Genomic DNA, 18,495 nt, shown 5'->3' with positions numbered 1-18,495 from the left:
CCCGGGCCAGCATCGCCGTTCTGACACCGCTGCCGGACACCGATGTCGCCTGGCGCGAACAGGACCGAGGAGGGCGACGGAGGTCGTTCCGATGAGCGCGACCCGGCCACGGATGGTGCCTGGCACCATCCGTGGCCCTGACCGGCGCGTCAGGCGAGACGGCGGACCGGGGGCTCGGTGGGCAGGGCCGTGAGCGTCACGCGGATGTCGGTGACGGCGGCCCGGGCGTCGCTGACGATGACGGGGCCGACCCGGACCCGGGCCAGCTCGGGGACGGCGTCGGCCAGGGCCGAGAGGCGCAGCAGCACGTCGACGAGGGCGGCTCGGCCGGCGGGGGCGACCTCGGCCAGCTCGTCGGCGAGGGGCCCGTGGTCCACCAGGTCCAGGGCGTCGTCGTCGGTCAGCGGCAGGATGCGGCGGGCCAGGGGGCCGGCGAGGGCGGGGCCGAAGCCGAGGACCGACCCGAGGACGGGGTGCTGGTCGATGGCGATGCGGCAGTCGACCCCGCTGGGGGCCATCTCCTGGACGACCATGGCGTCGCCGTGCACGGCGGCCATCCGGCCGTAGGAGCGCCGCAGGTCGTCCTCGTCGAAGAGGTCGACGGCGACGCCGCCCTCCTCGGTCCGTGACGGCCGCTCGATGGCGACGGCCTTGAGGGCGACGGGCCAGCCGATCGACGTCGCCGCGTCGACGGCGTCGTCGGCCGAGGAGACGACCTCCTGGCGCACCGGCGTGACGCCGACCGAGCCGAGCAGGGCCACCGCCGAGTCCAGGGTCACGACGACGGGGGTGTCGGGGTCCGCGCCGAGGCCGGCGACGAGGGCGGTGGCCTGCTCGCGGGCGCCGTCGCCGTCGACCCCCTCGACCGTCGGGACGGTGCCGGTCTGGCGGGCCCGCCACTCGGCGTAGCGGGCCACCCGGCCGAGGGCGTGGGCCGCTCCCTCGGGGAACACGAAGACGGGGACCGCGCCGGCCGGTCGCTCGCCGGGCAGGACCGACCCGAGGAACGAGGCGACCACGGGCTTGGCGCTCTCGGCGGCGACGGCGCCGAGGGCCTGGGCCATGGGCTCGACCTCGCCGTCGAGCGACGGGGCGTGGAGGACGAGGAGGGCGTCGACGGCGGGGTCGTCGAGGAGGGCCCGGGCGGCGACGGTGAGCTGGCGGGGGCCGGCGTCGGACGTCAGCTCGAAGGGGTTGCCGACCCGGGTGCCGGGCAGCAGGTCGTCGCCGAGCTTGGGCTCCAGGCGGCCGTCGACGTCGGCCAGCTCGAGCCCGGCGGCCACGCAAGCGTCGGCGGCCAGCACCGCCGGCCCCCAGAAGTTCGACAGCACCGCGACCCGGCGGCCGGCCGGCAGGGGCTGGTCGACCAGCACCCGGGTGACGTCGAAGAGCTGGTCGAGGGTGTCGACGCGGATCACGCCGGTCTGGGCCAGCAGGGCGTCGGACACCTCCTCGCTCTCCAGTCCGGCCCGGCTGCCGGCCCGGGTCGGCCCGGCGAAGCCGTCGCCCCGACCGTCGATCCCCCGGTCGGCGCCCCGGGCGGCCAGGGCGCTGCCGGCCTTCACCGCCACGATGGGCTTGGCCTGCCCGACCCGCCGGGCGATCCGGGCGAAGTTCCGCGGGTTGCCGAACGACTCCAGGTAGAGGATCACCACGTCGGTGGCGTCGTCGGTCTCCCAGTACTGGAGCAGGTCGTTGCCGGAGACGTCGGCCTTGTTGCCGGTGGCCACGAACGACGACACCCCGAGGCCGAGCTGGCCGAGGCGCCGGAGCAGGGCGGCCCCGATCGTCCCCGACTGCGACGACACCGCCACCCGGCCCGGCATCGGCGCCACGTCGGCGAAGGTGGCCAGCAGCCGGACGTCCGGAGCGGTGTTGACCACCCCCATGGTGTTGGGGCCGATGAGGCGGATCCCCAGGCGCCGGGCCTGCTCGAGCAGGCGGCGCTCCCGCTCGGCGCCCTCGGCCCCGGTCTCGGCGAACCCGGCGGAGATGACCACCAGGCCCTGGACCCGCTTGCGCCCGCACTGCTCGACCACCTCGGGGACCTGGTCGGCGGGGACGACGACGATGGCGAGGTCGATCTCGTCGGGCACGTCGAGGATCGACGGGTGGGCCCGGACGCTGGCGACCACGTCGGCCTCGGGGTTCACCGGGTACACCGGGCCGTCGAGCTCCCCGGCCAGGAGGCGGCGGAACACGGCCTGGCCCAGGCTGTCGGGCCGCCGGGAGGCGCCGATCACGGCCACCGACCGGGGCGCCAGGATGCGGGCGACGGACTGGGCCTCGGCCCGCCGGGCCCGCTCGGCCATCTTGGCCAGCGCCTCGTCGGTCGGCTCGATGGGGAACTCGACCTCGATCACGCCGTCGCTGAACCGGGTGGTGACCCCGAAGCCGACCTGCTTGAACACACCGAGCATCCGCCGGTTGGTGGGCAGGACCTGGGCGGTGAAGCCGGTGATGCCGGCCTCGCGGGCGGCGGCGGCGAGGTACTCGAGCAGCACCGTGGCCATGCCCCGGCCGGCGTGGAGGTCGTCGGTGAAGAAGGCGACCTCGGCCACGGTCTGGGCCGGGTAGCGGTCGTAGCGGGCCACCCCGACCATCTCGTCGTTGATCAGGCCGACGAAGGCCATGCGGTCGACGCCGTCGACGCTCGTGAGCCGCTCGACGTCGGTGGTGCTCAGCCGGGGGCGGGGGCTGAAGTACCGGAAGTAGATGCTCTCGGGCGACTGCCGCTCGTGGAAGCGCAGGAGCCGCTCGCCGTCGTCGGGCCGGATGGGCCGCACGTGCATGGTGCCGCCGTCGGAGAGGACGACGTCGGCCTCCCACTCTGCGACGTCGTCGACCACACCGGAGAGGGTACCGACCGGTAGACAGTCGTCGTGCGTCGCCGGCCCCTCCACACCGACCTCGACCTCGCCCCCGTGTGGCGGGACCTCGAGCTGCCCACCGGCTTCCCGCCCGAGGTCGAGGCGGCCGCCGCCCGGGCCGCCGACACCCTCGGGTCCGAGCGGCGCGACGCCACCGACATCCCGTTCGTGACCGTCGACCCGCCGGGCGCCATGGACCTCGACCAGGCCCTCCACCTCGCGCCCCGACCGGGGGGAGACGCCGGCGAGCGGGCGGGTGGCTGGATCGTCCACTACGCCATCGCCGACCTGGCCGCCTTCGTCGCCGCCGGCGACCCCGTCGACGTCGAGGCCCGACGACGGGGCGAGACGCTGTACCTGCCCGACGGGCGCGTCCCCCTGCACCCGCCGGTGCTGAGCGAGGGCACTGCCAGCCTGCTGCCCGGGGTCGACCGGCCCGCCGTGCTGTGGCGGATCGAGGTCGACGGTGACGGCGAGCAGGTCGACGTCTCCGTCGAGCGGGCCACCGTGCGGACCCGGAGCCGCCACGCCTACGTCGACCTCCAGGCCGCCCTCGACGCCGGCGACGCCCCCGAGGCGGCCCGGGCCCTGCCCGACCTGGGCGCCGCCCGGGTGGCCCGGGCCCGGCGGGAGGGCGCCATCGAGCTGGGCCTGCCCAGCCAGGAGGTGGTGCAGCGGGAGGACGGGTCGTGGACGATCGAGCTCCGGGCCCCGTTGCCGGTCGAGACGTGGAACGCCCAGGTGTCGCTGCTGACGGGGATGGCCGCCGCCGGGCTGATGCTCGACGCCGGCGTCGGCCTGCTCCGCACCCTGCCCGAGCCCGACGAGCGCACGGTCCGGAGGCTGCGCGCCGGGGCGCCGGCGCTGGGCGTCGACTGGCCCGGCGGGGCGCGGCCGGGCGAGGTCCTGGCCGCCCTCGACGCCCGCCAGCCCCGGGCCGCAGCGTTCCTCGACCTGGCCGCCGAGCTCCTCCGGGGCGCCGGCTACAAGCCGTTCGACGGGGCCGTCCCCGCGGCCCCCGGCCACGCCGGCGTCGGTGCGCCCTACGCCCACGTCACCGCCCCGATCCGGCGGCTGGGCGACCGCTTCGCCACCGAGGTGTGCCTGGCCGTGAGCGCCGGGCGCGAGGTGCCCGGCTGGGTGCGCGACGCCCTGCCCCTGCTCCCCGACCTGCTGGCCGACAGCGGCCGGCGGTCCCGGTCCGTCGAGCGGGCCGCCGTCGACCACGTCGAGGCCTGGCTCCTGGCCGACCGCGTGGGCGAGACCTTCGACGCCGCCGTGGTCGAGCACGATGGCGAGCGGGACCGCTGCACGGTGGTGCTCGACGACCCGGCCGTCCGGGCCCGCTGCGACGGCCGGCCGCCGCTGGGTGAGCGCACCACCGTCCGCCTGGTCGAGGCCGACCTGGCGACCCGCACCGTCCGCTTCGCCCCCGCCTGAGGACCGGGGTGCGCCGACCCACCCGACGGTGCGTGCCTGCCCCTGACCGTCGGCGCACCAGGCCGGGGGCCGGAGGGGTGGGCGCCCCCTCCCGGGTGACCGATCGCCGGGGGTCGCGTCAGTAGCCTCGCGCCGTGCTCGACCTCCTCGTCCTCGTCGCCGGCTTCGCCGTCGGAGCCCTGGCGATCGTGGGCATCAACGGCGCCCGGCGGGGGTCCCGGCCCGTGCCGGTGGTCGGCGCCCCTGCGGCCCGGTCGCACCCGGGCCCGCAGCCCCGGCCCCCGGCCCCCGGTCCCTCCTCCCCCGCCGCCCACGGGATACGGGTCAGCCAGCCCGCCGCTCGGCCGGCGCCGCCGCGAGCGGCCCCCCCGCCGGCCGCCGGCGCCACCGCCGTGGCTGCCGGGCCGTCGCTGGGCAAGCGGCCGTCCCGGGGGGCCGGCCGGCCCCGCCTCGAGCTGGAGGACGGCAGCGACGGCGTCGACCTGGTGGACCAGACCATCACCCTCGGGCGGGGCGCCGACCAGCGGCTCCGCATCAAGGACACCCGGGCCAGCCGGGCCCACGCCGTCGTGCGGCGCCGGTCGAAGGGCCGCGAGGGCTGGGAGGTGGAGGACCAGGGGTCGGCCAACGGCACCGAGCTCAACGGCCACCGGATCCCCGACGGCCGGGTCGCGCCCCTGCGCGACGGCGACCGCATCGGCATCGGCGGCACCGTCGTCGTGTACTCCGAGGGGGGCGGGGCGCCACCCCCGCCCGGCTCCTCGTCCGACCCCGAGGCCACCAGGATCGCCCCGTGACGGTACTGGTGATCCTCTTCGTGCTGGGGGTGCTGACCGGTGTGGCCGTGGCCGTCACCCTGTCGCTGTTCGCCGGTCGGCGGGTCATCGGCGCCGACGGCCGACCCGGGCGCCGCCGAGGCCCGGGCCGCATCGTGCTGGGACTGATCGGCCTCGCCGTGGTCGCCCTGCTGCTGGCGGTGGAGGGCGGGTGGTTCTACGCCAACGCCAAGTTCGACGAGATCGACCGCGTCGACGTCGACGTGGACGGCGACAGCGTCCTGGCCGGGTCGGACGGGGGCACGAACTACCTGCTCATCGGGACCGACAACCGCGAGGGCGTCGACGGCAACCGGGCCGACTCGATCCTCATCCTCCGCACCGGCGACGGCCCGGCCCGGCTGATGTCGATCCCCCGCGACCTGGTGGTGCCCCGGCCCGACCTCGGCGGCGAGCGGGCCCGGATCAACGCCGCCTACAACTCGGGGCCGGTGAACCTGATCCGCACGGTGCAGGAGAGCGTGGGGATCCCCATCGACCGCTACATCGAGATCAACTTCGTCAGCTTCGCCGACCTCGTCGACGCCCTCGGCGGGGTCACGATCAACTTCCCCACCCCGGCCATCGACGAGGGCTCGGGCCTCAACGTCCAGGAGGCCGGCGACGTCGAGCTCGACGGCGAGCAGGCCCTGGCCTACGTGCGCAGCCGCAAGTACCAGGAGGTCATCGACGGCGTGCCCCAGCCGACGTCGGGGTCGGACCTCGACCGCATCGTGCGCCAGCAGGTCTTCCTCCGCGAGGTGCTGGGCAAGGCCGGGTCCAGCCGCAACCCGCTGCACCTGGCCCGCATCGGCAACGCCCTCGTCGGCGGGCTCAAGATCGACAACCACATGGAGCTGTTCGACGCCCTCGTCTTCGCCTGGAACATGGGCCAGCTCGACCCCGTCCAGACCGAGCTCCCGGTCTCCGACGCCGGCGACGGCGCCACCGTGGTGCTCGCCCCCGAGGCCGAGGGCGTCATCGCCGACTTCGCCACCTAGCGCGATCGCCTCGCAGATGCGAGGTAGGATGCGCCGATGCCCTCGCTCACGCCAACCCAGGTCGCGGAGCTGGCCGGCGTCAGCGCCGACACCGTCCGCCGCTGGACCGACGCCGGCCGGCTGGCGACCACCCGCGACGCCCGCGGCCACCGCACCATCGACGGGGCCGACCTGGCCGCCTTCCTCGTGGAGCTGGCCGGCGAGCAGCGGGGCACACCGGGCCTCTCGGCCCGCAACCGCTTCCGCGGCATCGTCACCCGCGTCGTGCGCGACGAGGTGGCCGCCACCGTCGAGATCCAGGCCGGGCCGCACCGCATCGTGGCCCTCATCACCGCCGAGGCCGTCGACGAGCTGGGGCTCGCCCCCGGTGTCCTGGCCGACGCCGCCGTCAAGGCCACAGACGTCCTCGTCGACCTGGCTCGATGACCGGCCGGCGGGCGGCTGCGGGGCTCGCCGCCCTCGCCCTCCTCGGGGCGGTGCTGGCCGGGTGCGGCGATGACGACGCCCCGGCGTCGGGCGACGTCGGGGGCACCGTCACCGTGTTCGCCGCCGCCTCGCTCACCGATGTCTTCACCGACCTGGGCGCCGCCTTCGAGGACGCCCACCCCGGGACGACCGTCGAGCTCTCCTTCGGGCCCAGCTCCGGGTTGGTCACCCAGATCGCCGAGGGGGCTCCCGCCGACGTCGTGGCCACCGCCGCCACCGAGACCATGGCGGACCTGGTGGCCGCCGACGCCGTCGCCGGTGAGCCCCGCCCCTTCGCCACCAACGCCCTCGAGCTGGCCGTCCCCGCCGGCAACCCGGGCGCCGTCGACGGGCTCGACGACCTGGCCGCCGAGGACCTCGTCGTCGGGCTCTGCGCCGAGGAGGTCCCGTGCGGCAGCCTGGCCCGCGAGGCGCTCGCCGCCGCCGGCGTCGAGCCGTCGGTCGACACCGACGAGCCCGACGTCCGGGCCCTGCTGACCAAGGTCGCGGCGGGCGAGGTCGACGTCGGCCTCGTCTACCGCACCGACGTCGTCGCCGCCGGCGCCGCCGTCGAGGGCATCGAGGTCGCGACCGGGGACGACCTCGTCGCCACCTACCCGATCGCGACCGTCGCCGACGCGGGCGACCCCGACGGGGCGCGCGCGTTCATCGAGTTCGTGCTCTCCGCCGCCGGCCAGGCGGCCCTGGCCGACGCCGGCTTCGGGCCCCCGCCACCGTCGTGAGCCGCGGTCCCGAGCTCCCCGCCGCCGGCCGGGTCCCCCGGGCGCTGGTGCCGCTGGCGCTGGCCGCCGTCGCCTTCCTGGTGCTGCCCGTCATCGGGCTCGTCCAGCGGGCGCCGTGGTCGGACCTGGGCCCGGTCCTGCGTGCCCCCGCCGTCGGCGACGCCCTCCGGCTGTCGCTCGTCACCTCGACCCTGAGCACCGGGCTCTGCCTCCTCCTCGGCGTCCCGCTGGCCTGGCTGCTCGCCCGCTCGCCGTTCCCCGGCCGGTCCGTGGTGCGGGCCCTCGTGACGCTGCCCATGGTCCTGCCGCCCGTCGTCGGCGGCGCCGCCCTGCTCTACTCGCTGGGGCGCAACAGCCCCGTCGGCTCGTGGCTCGAAGACGCCCTCGGCGTCCGCCTCGCCTTCTCCACGCCCGGTGTGGTGCTGGCCCAGAGCTTCGTCGCCCTCCCCTTCCTCGTGATCACCGTCCAGGGCGCCCTGGAGGCCGGCGACCGGGGCCTGGAGGAGGCGGCCACCACACTGGGGGCCGGGCGGTGGACGGTGCTCCGCCGGGTCACCCTGCCGCGCATCGCCCCGTCGGTCGCGGCCGGCGCCGTGCTGGCCTGGGCCCGGGCCCTCGGCGAGTTCGGCGCCACCATCACCTTCAACGGCAGCCTCCAGGGCCGCACCCAGACGATGCCCCTGGCGGTCTACCAGGCGCTCAACCGCGACCCTGGCGCCGCCGTCGTCCTCAGCCTGGTGCTCGTCGCCGTCTCGCTCGTGGTGCTGGTGGCCCTCCGGGGCCGGTGGACCTCCGCCCGGTGAGGGCCGGGCCCGGCCTCTCGGTCGACGTCTCGGTCGCCCTCGGGGCGCTCGACCTCGTCGTCGCCCTCGACGTCGCCCCCGGCGAGGTCGTCGGGCTGATCGGGCCCAACGGGGCGGGCAAGACGACGCTGCTGCGCACGCTGGCCGGGCTGCGGCGGGCGACGTCCGGTCGGATCGTCCTCGACGGGGTGGCGCTCGACGAGCCGGGCGCCGGCCGGTTCGTCCCCGCCGAGCAGCGCCCCGTGGGGATGGTCTTCCAGGACCTGCGCCTCTTCCCGCACCTCACCGCCCGCGACGACGTGGCCTTCGGGCTGCGGGCCCGGCGCGTCCCCCGGGCCACCGCCCACGCCGTGGCGGCCGACTGGCTCGAGCGGGTCGGGCTGGCCGATCGGGCCGGCGACCGGACGACGACGCTGTCGGGCGGGCAGGCGCAGCGGGTCGCCCTGGCCCGGGCCCTCGCCCCCGACCCGGCGCTGCTGCTCCTCGACGAGCCCCTCTCCGCCCTCGACGCCGGGACCAAGGCCGAGGTCCGCCGGGTCCTGCGGGCCCACCTGGCCGCCTTCGCCGGTCCGGCGGTCGTCGTCACCCACGACGCCGTCGACGCCCTGACCCTCACCGACCGGCTGGTCGTGCTCGACCACGGCCGGGTGGTCCAGGTCGGGGCGCCCGCCGAGGTCGCCCGCCGGCCGCTCTCCCGGTGGGTCGCCGACCTCGTCGGTCTGACGCTGGTGCCCGGCGTGCTCGGGGCTGACGGCGGGGTCGAGGTCGGCGGCGGCCACGTCCTGGCGACGGTCGGGGCCGACGCCGCCCGGCCCGGCGACGGCGTCCACGTCGCCATCCGCCCCGGCGCCGTGGCCCTGTTCCGGGCCCGGCCCGAGGGCAGCCCCCGCAACGTGTGGCCGGCCGTCGTCAGCGGGCTTGAGGCGGCCGCCGACCGGGTCCGGGTCCAGGTCGCCGGGCCCGTCGACCTCACCGCCGACATCACCCACGCCGCCCTGGCCGACCTGGCCCTCGTCCCCGGCGACGACGTCTGGGTGAGCGTCAAGGCCACCGAGCTCGACGTCTACCCCCGCTGAGGGCCGCCGGGCCAGGCACCGTTCCTGGTACCGATCACGCCCCGCAGACCCACGATCGGTACCAAGAACCGCCCCACCGGCCGCCACCACCGTTCCTGGTACCGATCACGCCCCGCAGACCCACGATCGGTACCAAGAACCGCCCCACCGGCCGGGCGGGAGGGGGTCAGCCGCCGTGGCGGTGGCCGCCGAAGCCGGGGCCGCCCGGGCCGCCGGGGCCGCCGGGGCCGCCCCGGCCGAAGCCGGGGCCGAACCCGAGGCCGCCCTCGCCAAGGTCGCCACGGATGATGGCGTCGGCGGCCACGGTGCCGTCGTCGGCGGCCTCGCCCCGGACGACGACGGTGTCGCCCTCGGCCAGGTCGGCCACGGCGATCTCGGTCACCACCGTCACCGCGGTGTCGTCGGTGGTGGTGACGGCGACGTCGCCGTCGTCGGTCGTGACCGTGATGGTCGCGCCGTCGACGGAGGCGACGGTCCCCACCGTGGGCCGGAACCGGGCCCCCCACCGCTCACCGCCGGGGCCGGCCTCGTCGTCGGGTGCCTCCTCGCTCCCCTCGTCGCCGTCGGGGGCGTCGCCGTCGTCACCCCAGGGGCCGGGGCGACCGGGCCGGCCGGGGAGCAGGTCGTCGGGGTCGAGGCTGCCCAGGTCGAGCACGTGGCCGGCGGTCACGGTGCCGTCGTCGGCGGTCTCGCCCATGACGACGACGGTGTCGCCCTCGGCCACGTCGGCGACCTCGCCAGCGGCGACGTCGCGGACCGTGGTCTCGGCGTCGGTCGTGACGGTGGTGGCCGTGCCCTCGGCGTCCTCGAGGGTCACGGTGGTGCCGTCGACCCCGGTCACCGTGCCGTGGGCACCGTGACCGGCGTGGTCACCCATCCCGTGGCACTCGGCGGGGTCCTCGCCGTCGGTCCCCTCGCCGTCCTCCTCGTCGGCCTCGGCCTGCTCGGGGGCGGGGCTCTCCTCGGCGGTGTCGGCGGCGGTCAGGCGGTCCGGTCCGGTCGCCCCGGCCAGGGCGGTGGCGGCCACCCCTCCCCCGGCGACGCCCAGGGCCAGGGCGCCGAGGGCGGCCCACACGAGGGGGCGCCGGGTGGAGGGAGCGGTCGCAGGGGCGGGTGGTGGTGTCGGGTCGTCGATCATCGGCTCTGTCCTCGTCGTCGGGGTCCAGCGACAGGATCGCCGGCGAACCTCAGAGCGACCTGAGAGCCGGCCCCACCAGCACCGCAGATGCGACAGCCCCCGTCACAACCAGCCGGCGCGCCGGAAGTAGAGGATGAGCGATCCGGCGACGATCGCCATCGACGCCACGGCCAACGGGTACCCGACCTGCCAGTCGAGCTCGGGCATGTGGTCGAAGTTCATGCCCCACACCCCGGCCAGCAGGGTCGGGGTGGCGATGACGGCGGCCCAGGCCGAGATCTTGCGCATGTCCTCGTTCTGCTGCACGCCCTGCTGGGCCAGGTTGGCGTTCAGGGCGTCGGTGAGCAGCTCCCGGGCCAGCTCGACCCGCCCCGAGATGCGCTGGGCGTGGTCGACCACGTCGCGGAAGTACTCCTCGAGGTCCTCGGGCACCATGTGGGAGTCGGTCTCGCACAGGTCGGCCAGCAGGTCACCGACGGGGACGATGTTGCGCCGCAGCTCCAGCACCTGGCGCTTCAGGTGGTACACCCGGGGCGCCTGGTTCGACCGGAGCTCGTCGCTGAACACGGCCTCCTCGGCCTCGTCGATGTCGGTCTCCAGCTCCGACAGGACCGGTGCGTAGGCGTCGACCACCAGGTCGGCCAGGGCGTACAGCACCGCCATGGGGCCGTGGCGGAGCAGGTCCGGGTTGGCCTCGAGCCGCCTGCGCACGACGCCCAGGTCCGGCGTCGGGCCGTGGCGGACGGTCACCACGAACCGGGGGCCGACGACGACCTGGATCTCGCCGATGCGCACCTCGTCGGGCGGCTCGTACACCGCCGTCTTGAGCACGAACAGCGAGGCCTCGTCGAAGGTGTCCCACTTGGCCCGCTGGTGCGCCTTGTGGACGTCCTCCATCAGCAGCTCGTGGAGACCGCACTCGACGCCGACCTCGTCGATCTCCTCGGGCGTGGGCTCGCGCAGCCCGATCCAGCTGAAGCCGTCCGGGGGGATCCCGCTCACGTCGACGTCGATGGCGGTGCGGCACCCGTCGCGGTAGACGGCCTGGTCGACGATCACGCCGCCAGTCTGCCGGTCCGGGCCCGGGTGCCGGCGGACACCGGCGTGGCCTAGGTTCGGGCGCCATGAGCGACGATCCCACCCAGCTGGTGAAGGAGCGCACCGAGCAGCTCCTCGACGAGGGCGACCTCACCGATGCGGTCGCCTTCCGCGGCCTCCAGTACGACCTCGGCCTGGCCTGGATCCACTTCCCCGAGGGGTGGGGCGGGCTGGGGCTGGCCCGCCCTACCAGCGCGCCGTCGACGCCGCCCTCCGCGACGCCAAGGCCCCCGGCCCCAGCACCGAGCACTTCTTCGGCCTGACCATGGCCGGCCCCACCGTCGTGACCCACGGCTCCGACGAGCTGCGTCGACGCCTGCTCCGGCCCATGTTCACCGGCGAGGACGCCTGGTGCCAGCTCTTCAGCGAGCCCGGCGCCGGGTCCGACCTGGCCGGGCTCGCCTGCAAGGCCGTGCGCGACGGCGACGAGTGGGTCATCACCGGCCAGAAGGTGTGGAACACCCTCGCCCACCTGGCCGATCGGGGCATGCTCGTCGCCCGCACCGACCCCGACGCCCCCAAGCACAAGGGGATGACCTACTTCGCCCTCGACATGCACGCCCCCGGCGTCGAGGTCCGGCCCCTCCGCCAGATCACCGGCGAGGCCGAGTTCAACGAGGTCTACATGACCGAGGTGCGCGTCCCCGACACCGATCGCATCGGCGACGTGGGCGAGGGGTGGCGGGTCGCCATGACCACCCTCTCCAACGAGCGCACCACCATCGGCGGTGGGGGCGGCGGCACCCCGCCCCGGGGCTCGGGCGCCATCGCCGAGGCCGTGCGCATCTGGCAGGAGGAGGCGGCCGACCGCTCCCCCGCCGCCCGCGACGAGCTGATGAAGCTGTGGGTCCGGGCCGAGGCCCTGCGGCTGACCAACATCCGCGCCGCCCAGAACCGCAAGCTGGGCAACCCCGGACCCGAGGGTTCGATCGCCAAGCTGATGTTCGCCCAGGTCAACATGGACGTCTACGAGCTGTGCGTCGACCTCCTGGGCGCCTCGGGCCTCGTCGACTACGACTACACGATGCGCCGCTCGGAGAACCTGGGCCTCACCGGTCCCCCCGGCTCCAGCCGCAAGATGTTCCTCCGGGCCCGGGCCAACTCGATCGAGGGCGGCACGTCGGAGATCCAGCGCAACATCATCGGCGAGCGGGTCCTCGGCCTCCCCGGCGAGCCCCGCACCGACAAGTACGTCGCCTGGAAGGACGTCCCGAGGAGCTGAGCCCCCCGCCATCGGGCCACCCCCGCAGCGACGTCTGGGGGGTGGTCCGGAGTGGGCCGTGAGGGATTCGAACCCCCGACCCCCTGCGCGTCATGCAGGTGCTCTAGCCAACTGAGCTAACGGCCCCGGAGCAGGTGACCATAGCAGCGCGCCCCCACCCGGCTGCCAGCCGGATCAGTCGGGGGCGGGCTGGCGGACGTCGTCGAGGCGGGTGCCGTCGGGCACGACCTCGTCGTCGCCGATCACGCAGTCGGTGAGGGCGGCGCCGGCGCCCACCTGCGCCCGGAAGGCCAGGACGGTCCGCTCGACCACGGACCCGTCGGCGACCGTGCTGCCCGGCAGCAGGACCGAGTCCCGCACGACGGCGCCGGCGCCGACGACGCACCCGGCGCCCACCACGGAGTGGGCGACCTCGGCGGCGGGGTCGATCGAGGCCTGCGGGTCGACGCCCTCGACCGGGGCGCCCCGGTGCCCGTCGACCATGTCGAGCTGGGCCCGGATGTAGAGGGCGGGCGTGCCGGCGTCGATCCAGTAGGCGTCGTCGGCGGCGGCGTAGAGCGTGCCCGCCTCGACCATGGCCGGGAACACCTCGCGCTCGATCGACACCCGACGATCGGGGGCGATGCGGTCGAGCACCGACGGCTCGAGCACGTAGATGCCGGCGTTGATGAGGTCCGTGGGGGCCTCGTCGGCCGGCGGCTTCTCGACGAAGGCCTCGACCTTGCCGTCGGCGTCGGTCGGCACGACGCCGAAGGCCGACGGGTCGGTGACCTTGTGCAGGGCGATGGTGCCCTCGGCGCCCCGGGCATCGTGGAACGCCACCAGGGCGCTCACGTCGATGTCGGTGAGGCAGTCGGCGTTCATGACCACGAAGCGCTCGTCGATGCCGGCATCGAGGGCGGCGAAGCGGATCGCCCCGGCGGTGTCGAGGGGCTCGGGCTCCACGGCGAAGTGGAGCCGGACGCCGGCGACCTCACCGGTGGGGTACTGGGCGGTGAAGGCGTCGGGCTTGTAGCCCATCGACAGCACCACGTCGTCGATGCCGTGGCCGGCCAGGTGCTCGATGACCGGCTCGATCATGGGCCGCCCGATGATGGGCAGCATCTGCTTGGGGCGGTCCAGGGTGAGGGGCCGGAGCCGGGTGCCGAAGCCCCCGACGAGGACGACAGCCCTCATCCGCCTGCGGGCGCCTCGGTCGACGCCGGGGCCTCGGTCGACGCGGGCGGCTCGGTCGACTCCGTGGGCTCGGTCGACTCAGCGGGCGGGGTCGACTCCGTGGGCAGCTCCTCGGTGGGCAGCTCGCCGGTGCCGGCCCCCTCGGGGAACTGGTCCTGCAGCTCGTCGGTGGTGGCGTCGGGGTCGGCCTCGGTGTTGATCGGGCCGTCCTTCACCGCCTCCTCCAGGATCGTCGCCGCGCTGGGCGGAGGCGGGATCTCCTCCCCCTCGGGCAGGAAGGCGATGGTGAAGGCGCCCAGGTCGTTCTCGAAGTGCTCGCCGCCGATGTTGGACGTGCGGACGTCGTCGGGGCGGCCGTCGGTGTCCTGGGCGTCCTCCCAGTAGGCCATGACCACGCGGGCGTCCTCGCCGCCGCAGGTGGTCTCGCCGTTCTTGTAGGTTCGCTCCTCGTAGGGCTCGTCGGGGGGCAGGGTGATGGCCGAGTCCGTCACCCGCACGCCGACCTGGTCGAAGAAGCGGCCCAGGGTGGCGGACTCGCCGGCGGCGCCGGCGGCGAAGGGGTGGATGTGGATCAGCCCGTCGACGTGGGTGTGGATGCCCAGCGGGTCCTCGACGCCGTCGGGGAGGTTCTCGACCCAGCGGTCGCAGACGTAGATGCCGTAGGCGGCGTGCCAGTGCTCGCCGAGGGCGGGGCTGCCCCCACCCGGGGCGTTCTGGCGGGCGAAGGCGATCAACCCCAGGCCGAGGATGACGATGGCGACGATGGCCGCGGGGAACCCGAGGTTGCGGCGCTGGCCGGGGGTCTTGCCACCGGCGCGGGCCGCGCGGGCCACCTTCTTGGCTGAGGATGCCTTTCCCATGGGCCGATGACCCTACCCGCCGCTGCCCCGCGGCCCGGAGTCGGCCGCGGCGCGCAGGGCCGAGGCCAGGGCCTCGGCCGCGGCCCGGTCGGTGAAGCGCCGGGCGTGGGATCGCCCGGCGGCGCCGAGCCGGGCGGCCAGGGCGGGGTCGTCCAGCACCTGCCCCAGGGCGTCGGTCCACCCGGCGACGTCGCCGGGAGCGACGAGGAGCCCGCCGTCCCCCACCACCTCGGGGAGCGAGGTGACGTCGGAGGCCACGACCGGCGTGCCCTTGGCCAGCCCCTCCAGGGCACCGTTGCCGAACCCCTCGTACCGGGAGGGGAACGCCACGGCGGTCGCCCCGTCGAGCAGGGCGTCGACATCGGCCCGGGGCACCCGGCCGGTCCGGCGCACCCGCTCGGCCACCCCGCTGGCGGCGATCGCCGCCGCCACCTCGTCCTCGGCCGGCCCAGCGCCGCCGGTCAGGACCAGGTCGACGTCGGGGTGGGTGGCCGCCAGGCGGGCGAAGGCCCGGACCAGGGTGGCGTGGTCCTTGTGGGGATAGGTGATGACCGGGTACAGCAGCCACCGGCCGGCGAGGCCGTAGGTGGCCCGGACCCGGTCGACCTCGCTCGGGGCCACCTCGTCGAACAGACCGGCCCCGATGCCGTGGGGCACCACCTGCAGGCGGTCGGCCCCGACCGAGAAGCGCCGGCCGATCTCGTCGACGACGTGCTGCGACGGCGCCGTGACCACCGCCGCCCGCCGGACCGAGCGGGGCAGCACGGCCCGGAGGTAGGCCACCTTGGTGCGGGAGAAGCCCTCGGGCCGGTCGAGGGGCCGCAGGTCGTGGACGGTCAGCACCGTCGCCGCCCCGCCGGTCAGCAGCGGGACCACCCCCCCGGGGTGCCAGACGACCTCGAGGTGGGCCCGCCGCACCTGGGCGGCGAGCCACGTCGTCTCGCCCACCACCCGCAGCGGCTTGAGCCGGCCCCGCAGGGGGACGGTGCGGAGCGGGAACCGCTCGCCCAGGTCGGGGTGCTCGGCCTGCAGCTCCTCGAGTCCGAAGAGCCGGACGTCGAGGTCGGGCGGGTCGAGGTCGGACAGGGCCCGCAGGAGGCGGGTGACGTACTCCTCGCTCCCCCCGACGACGCCCGGCACGAGCCACAGCAGGTTCACCCCGACGCGGGTGCGGGTGGTCACCGGGCGAGGGCCTCGCGGTAGGCGGCCACGGTGAGGTCGGCCGTGCGGTCCCAGGTGTAGGTCGCGGCCCGGTCGCGGGCCCGGGCGCCCAGGGTCCGGGCCCCCTCGGGGTCCGACAGCACCCGGTCGAGGCCGGCGGCGATGGCGTCGACCGACCGGGGATCGACCAGCACGGCGGCGTCCCCGGCGACCTCCTCGGTGGCGGTGCCGGACGAGGTCACCACCGCCGCGCCCTGCGCCATGGCCTCGAGGACCGGGAGGCCGAACCCCTCGCGGATGCTCGGGTAGGCGACGGCCGCGGCCCCGGCGTAGAGCGGACCGAGCGAGCCGGTCGGGAGGAAGCCGAGCGTGCGGGACCGGCCCGGCAGGGCGTCGAGCAGGGCGGCCAGGTCCTCGTTCCACCCCTCGGCGCCGACGAGCACGAGCTCGACGTCGTCGCGCCCGAGCGCCGCCATGGCCTCGACCAGGCGGGGCAGGTTCTTGCGGGGCTCGACGGTCCCGACGAAGAGGACGTAGGGCCGGTCCAGGCCGTAGGCGGCCCGCACGCGGGTCACGTCCTCGGCCCCCGCCGGCGTGGCGTCGACCCCCCACGGCACGATCCGGATCCGCCCCGGGTCGAACCCGGCCCGGCGGCACTCCTCGGCCGTGGCCTCCGACGGGACCAGGACGAGCCGGGCGTGCCGGCGGGCGAGCTCGGTCCCGCGCCGGAAGAACCGCAGCCCGTGGCGGGTGGCGTGGTCGGGCTCGGCCAGGAACGCCAGGTCGTGGACGGTGACGACGAGCGGAGCGCGCGAGCCGGGCACGGCGACGGCCGTGGCGTGCACCAGGTCCACGGGCCCGGTCGCCCGCTCGACCCGCGGCCGACGGACCGCGTGCCACGTCTCGTAGAGGGCGAGGCGGGGCAGCGGCAGGTGGTGCACCGGGATCGGGGGCTCCCACGGGGCCGGCGGGGGCTCGGGGTGGCGGGCCGCCACCCCGACCACGTCGACGTCGTCGCGGTCGGCCAGGGCGCCGGCGAGGGCCAGGATGGACGTCGCCGACCCACCCGGGACCCGGTGCCAGCACTGCTCGAGGGTCAGCGCCACCCGGGGCGGGGGGGACGGGGCGGCGCTCATGTGCCCGGTAGCATCGCAGACCGTGCCGATGCCCCGCCGCGCCCCGATCCTCGTCACGTGAAGGTCCTCGTCACCGGGTCGGCCGGGCTCATCGGGTCCGAGGCCGTCGAGTTCTTCGACGCCCTGGGCTTCGCCGTCGACGGGATCGACAACAACACGCGCGCCGACTTCTTCGGGCCCGGCGGCGACACCACCTGGAACCGCCAGCGGCTCGAGGCCCGCTGCGCCCGCTACACCCACATCGACATCGACATCCGCGACCGCGAGGGCATCGACGGTGTGCTGGCCCGGGGTCGCTACGACCTGGTGATCCACGCCGCCGCCCAGCCCAGCCACGACCTGGCCGCCAGCCGGCCCTTCGACGACTTCGACACCAACGCCGTCGGCACCCTGAACCTGCTCGAGGCGTGCCGCCGCCACACCCCCGAGGCCGTGTTCATCACCGTCAGCACCAACAAGGTCTACGGCGACACGCCGAACCGGCTGCCCCTCGTCGAGCTCGAGACCCGCTACGACTACGCCGAGCCGGCCCAGTCCGAGGGCATCGACGAGACGATGTCGCTCGACCACACCACCCACTCCCTGTTCGGGGCGTCCAAGGTCGCCGCCGACGTGCTCACCCAGGAGTACGGCCGGTACTTCGGGATGCCGACCGCCGCGTTCCGGGGTGGCTGCCTCACCGGCCCGCACCACTCCGGCGTCGAGCTCCACGGGTTCCTGTCGTACCTGGTCACCCAGGCCGTGCGGGAGGGGCCGTACACGATCTTCGGCTACAAGGGGAAGCAGGTCCGCGACCAGATCCACTCGGCCGACGTCATCTCCGCCTTCTGGGCCTACGCCCAGGACCCCCGGCCGGGCGAGGCCTACAACCTCGGCGGGGGCAAGGCCAACGCCGCCTCGCTGCTCGAGTGCGTCGACATGATCGCCGAGCACAGCGGCACCCGCCCCACGCTCACCTACGACGACCAGAACCGGGTCGGCGACCACATCTGCTACTACACCGACATGGCCAAGTTCCGGGGCCACTACCCGGGCTGGCGCCAGGAGTGGACGCTCGACGCCATCGTCGACGAGATGGTCGGCGCGGTCACGGCCGCCGACCGCCAGTGAGCGAGCGCAGCGAGCGAACCGGGGAACCGCGCGAGCGCAGCGAGCGAACCGGGGAACCGCGCGAGCGCAGCGAGCGAACCGGGGAACCGCGCGAGCGCAGCGAGCGAACCGGGGAACCGCGCGAGCGCAGCGAGCGAACCGGGGAACCGCGCGAGCGCAGCGAGCGAACCGGGGAAGCGCGCGAGCGCAGCGAGCGAACCGGGGAAGCGCGCGAGCGCAGCGAGCGAACCGGGGAAGCGCGCGAGCGCAGCGCGCCAACCAGGTCGCCGCGACGGCTGCGCATCACGCTCGTCAACCAGTTCTTCCCGCCGGACCTCTCCCCCACGGCCCACCTCACCTCGTCGCTGGCCACCCACCTGGCCGAACGGGGCCACCGCGTCA

General features: G+C 75.6%; 16 protein-coding genes, 1 tRNA gene and 1 pseudogene. 9 read left to right on the top strand and 9 right to left on the bottom strand.

Going from position 1 to position 18,495, the window contains the following annotated elements; translation table 11 throughout:
* Positions 1–149: 149 nt before the first annotated feature.
* Positions 150–2,849, bottom strand: a complete 2,700-nt coding sequence (locus tag HC251_RS08440) for a GNAT family N-acetyltransferase (RefSeq protein WP_219944858.1) — start codon at positions 2,847–2,849, stop codon at positions 150–152.
* 33 nt (positions 2,850–2,882) lie between these two features.
* Between HC251_RS08440 and HC251_RS08435 the strand changes: the two genes are divergently transcribed.
* From HC251_RS08435 to HC251_RS08405, 7 genes are all read left to right on the top strand, one after another.
* Positions 2,883–4,310, top strand: a complete 1,428-nt coding sequence (locus HC251_RS08435) for an RNB domain-containing ribonuclease (protein ID WP_219944857.1) — start codon at positions 2,883–2,885, stop codon at positions 4,308–4,310.
* A 134-nt stretch (positions 4,311–4,444) separates the two neighbouring features.
* Positions 4,445–5,107 carry an FHA domain-containing protein gene (locus HC251_RS08430; RefSeq protein WP_219944856.1) on the top strand — a complete coding sequence of 221 codons (663 nt, stop codon included), beginning with the start codon at positions 4,445–4,447 and terminating at the stop codon, positions 5,105–5,107.
* Positions 5,104–6,126 carry an LCP family protein gene (locus HC251_RS08425; RefSeq protein ID WP_219944855.1) on the top strand — a complete coding sequence of 341 codons (1,023 nt, stop codon included), beginning with the start codon at positions 5,104–5,106 and terminating at the stop codon, positions 6,124–6,126. Before HC251_RS08430 ends, HC251_RS08425 begins: the two co-directional genes overlap by 4 nt.
* Before the next feature lie 36 nt (positions 6,127–6,162).
* The gene (locus tag HC251_RS08420; RefSeq protein ID WP_219944854.1) at positions 6,163–6,552 is read left to right on the top strand and encodes a molybdopterin-binding protein; all 390 of its coding nucleotides are present in this window, start codon (positions 6,163–6,165) and stop codon (positions 6,550–6,552) included.
* Positions 6,549–7,334, top strand: a complete 786-nt coding sequence (gene modA, locus HC251_RS08415; protein ID WP_219944853.1) for a molybdate ABC transporter substrate-binding protein — start codon at positions 6,549–6,551, stop codon at positions 7,332–7,334. Before HC251_RS08420 ends, modA begins: the two co-directional genes overlap by 4 nt.
* Positions 7,331–8,137 (top strand): ABC transporter permease, encoded by an 807-nt coding sequence (locus tag HC251_RS08410; RefSeq protein WP_219944852.1) that lies wholly within the window; start codon positions 7,331–7,333, stop codon positions 8,135–8,137. Before modA ends, HC251_RS08410 begins: the two co-directional genes overlap by 4 nt.
* Complete coding sequence (locus HC251_RS08405; protein WP_219944851.1) at positions 8,134–9,213, top strand: ABC transporter ATP-binding protein; 1,080 nt, start codon at positions 8,134–8,136, stop codon at positions 9,211–9,213. The genes HC251_RS08410 and HC251_RS08405 overlap by 4 nt, the downstream gene beginning before the upstream one ends.
* 166 nt (positions 9,214–9,379) lie before the next feature.
* Here HC251_RS08405 and HC251_RS08400 read toward each other — a convergent pair whose 3' ends face one another.
* Entirely contained in the window at positions 9,380–10,351 is a 972-nt protein-coding gene (locus tag HC251_RS08400; RefSeq protein WP_219944850.1) for a DUF5666 domain-containing protein, read from the bottom strand.
* Between the two features lie 102 nt (positions 10,352–10,453).
* Positions 10,454–11,410 (bottom strand): magnesium/cobalt transporter CorA, encoded by a 957-nt coding sequence (gene corA, locus HC251_RS08395; protein WP_219944849.1) that lies wholly within the window; start codon positions 11,408–11,410, stop codon positions 10,454–10,456.
* A gap of 65 nt (positions 11,411–11,475) precedes the next feature.
* Here corA and HC251_RS08390 point away from each other — a divergent pair.
* A pseudogene (locus HC251_RS08390) lies at positions 11,476–12,671 on the top strand (acyl-CoA dehydrogenase family protein).
* A gap of 52 nt (positions 12,672–12,723) precedes the next feature.
* On the opposite strand, the gene HC251_RS08385 reads toward HC251_RS08390, so the two are convergent.
* From HC251_RS08385 to HC251_RS08365, 5 genes are all read right to left on the bottom strand, one after another.
* A tRNA-Val gene (locus tag HC251_RS08385) sits at positions 12,724–12,797 on the bottom strand.
* 48 nt (positions 12,798–12,845) lie between these two features.
* Positions 12,846–13,847: a sugar phosphate nucleotidyltransferase gene (locus HC251_RS08380; protein ID WP_219944848.1), complete on the bottom strand. Its 1,002-nt coding sequence runs from the start codon at positions 13,845–13,847 to the stop codon at positions 12,846–12,848.
* On the bottom strand, positions 13,844–14,707 hold the full coding sequence (locus tag HC251_RS08375) for a hypothetical protein (RefSeq protein WP_219944847.1): 864 nt from the start codon (positions 14,705–14,707) through the stop codon (positions 13,844–13,846). The genes HC251_RS08380 and HC251_RS08375 overlap by 4 nt, the downstream gene beginning before the upstream one ends.
* A gap of 12 nt (positions 14,708–14,719) precedes the next feature.
* Complete coding sequence (locus tag HC251_RS25965) at positions 14,720–15,889, bottom strand: glycosyltransferase family 1 protein (protein WP_219944846.1); 1,170 nt, start codon at positions 15,887–15,889, stop codon at positions 14,720–14,722.
* Positions 15,886–17,004, bottom strand: a complete 1,119-nt coding sequence (locus HC251_RS08365; protein WP_219944845.1) for a glycosyltransferase family 1 protein — start codon at positions 17,002–17,004, stop codon at positions 15,886–15,888. Before HC251_RS08365 ends, HC251_RS25965 begins: the two co-directional genes overlap by 4 nt.
* A gap of 57 nt (positions 17,005–17,061) precedes the next feature.
* On the opposite strand from HC251_RS08365, the gene HC251_RS08360 reads away from it, so the two are divergent.
* Positions 17,062–18,114, top strand: a complete 1,053-nt coding sequence (locus HC251_RS08360; RefSeq protein WP_219944844.1) for an NAD-dependent epimerase/dehydratase family protein — start codon at positions 17,062–17,064, stop codon at positions 18,112–18,114.
* Here HC251_RS08360 and HC251_RS08355 read toward each other — a convergent pair.
* Positions 18,030–18,488 (bottom strand): hypothetical protein, encoded by a 459-nt coding sequence (locus tag HC251_RS08355; protein WP_219944843.1) that lies wholly within the window; start codon positions 18,486–18,488, stop codon positions 18,030–18,032. The genes HC251_RS08360 and HC251_RS08355 overlap by 85 nt on opposite strands.
* Between the last annotated feature and the right edge of the window lie 7 nt (positions 18,489–18,495).

The sequence above is a fragment of the Iamia sp. SCSIO 61187 genome, from assembly GCF_019443745.1.
Taxonomy (GTDB): domain Bacteria; phylum Actinomycetota; class Acidimicrobiia; order Acidimicrobiales; family Iamiaceae; genus Iamia.
Note: the sequence above shows the minus strand (reverse complement) of the source record. Positions and strands in the feature narration are given on the sequence as shown.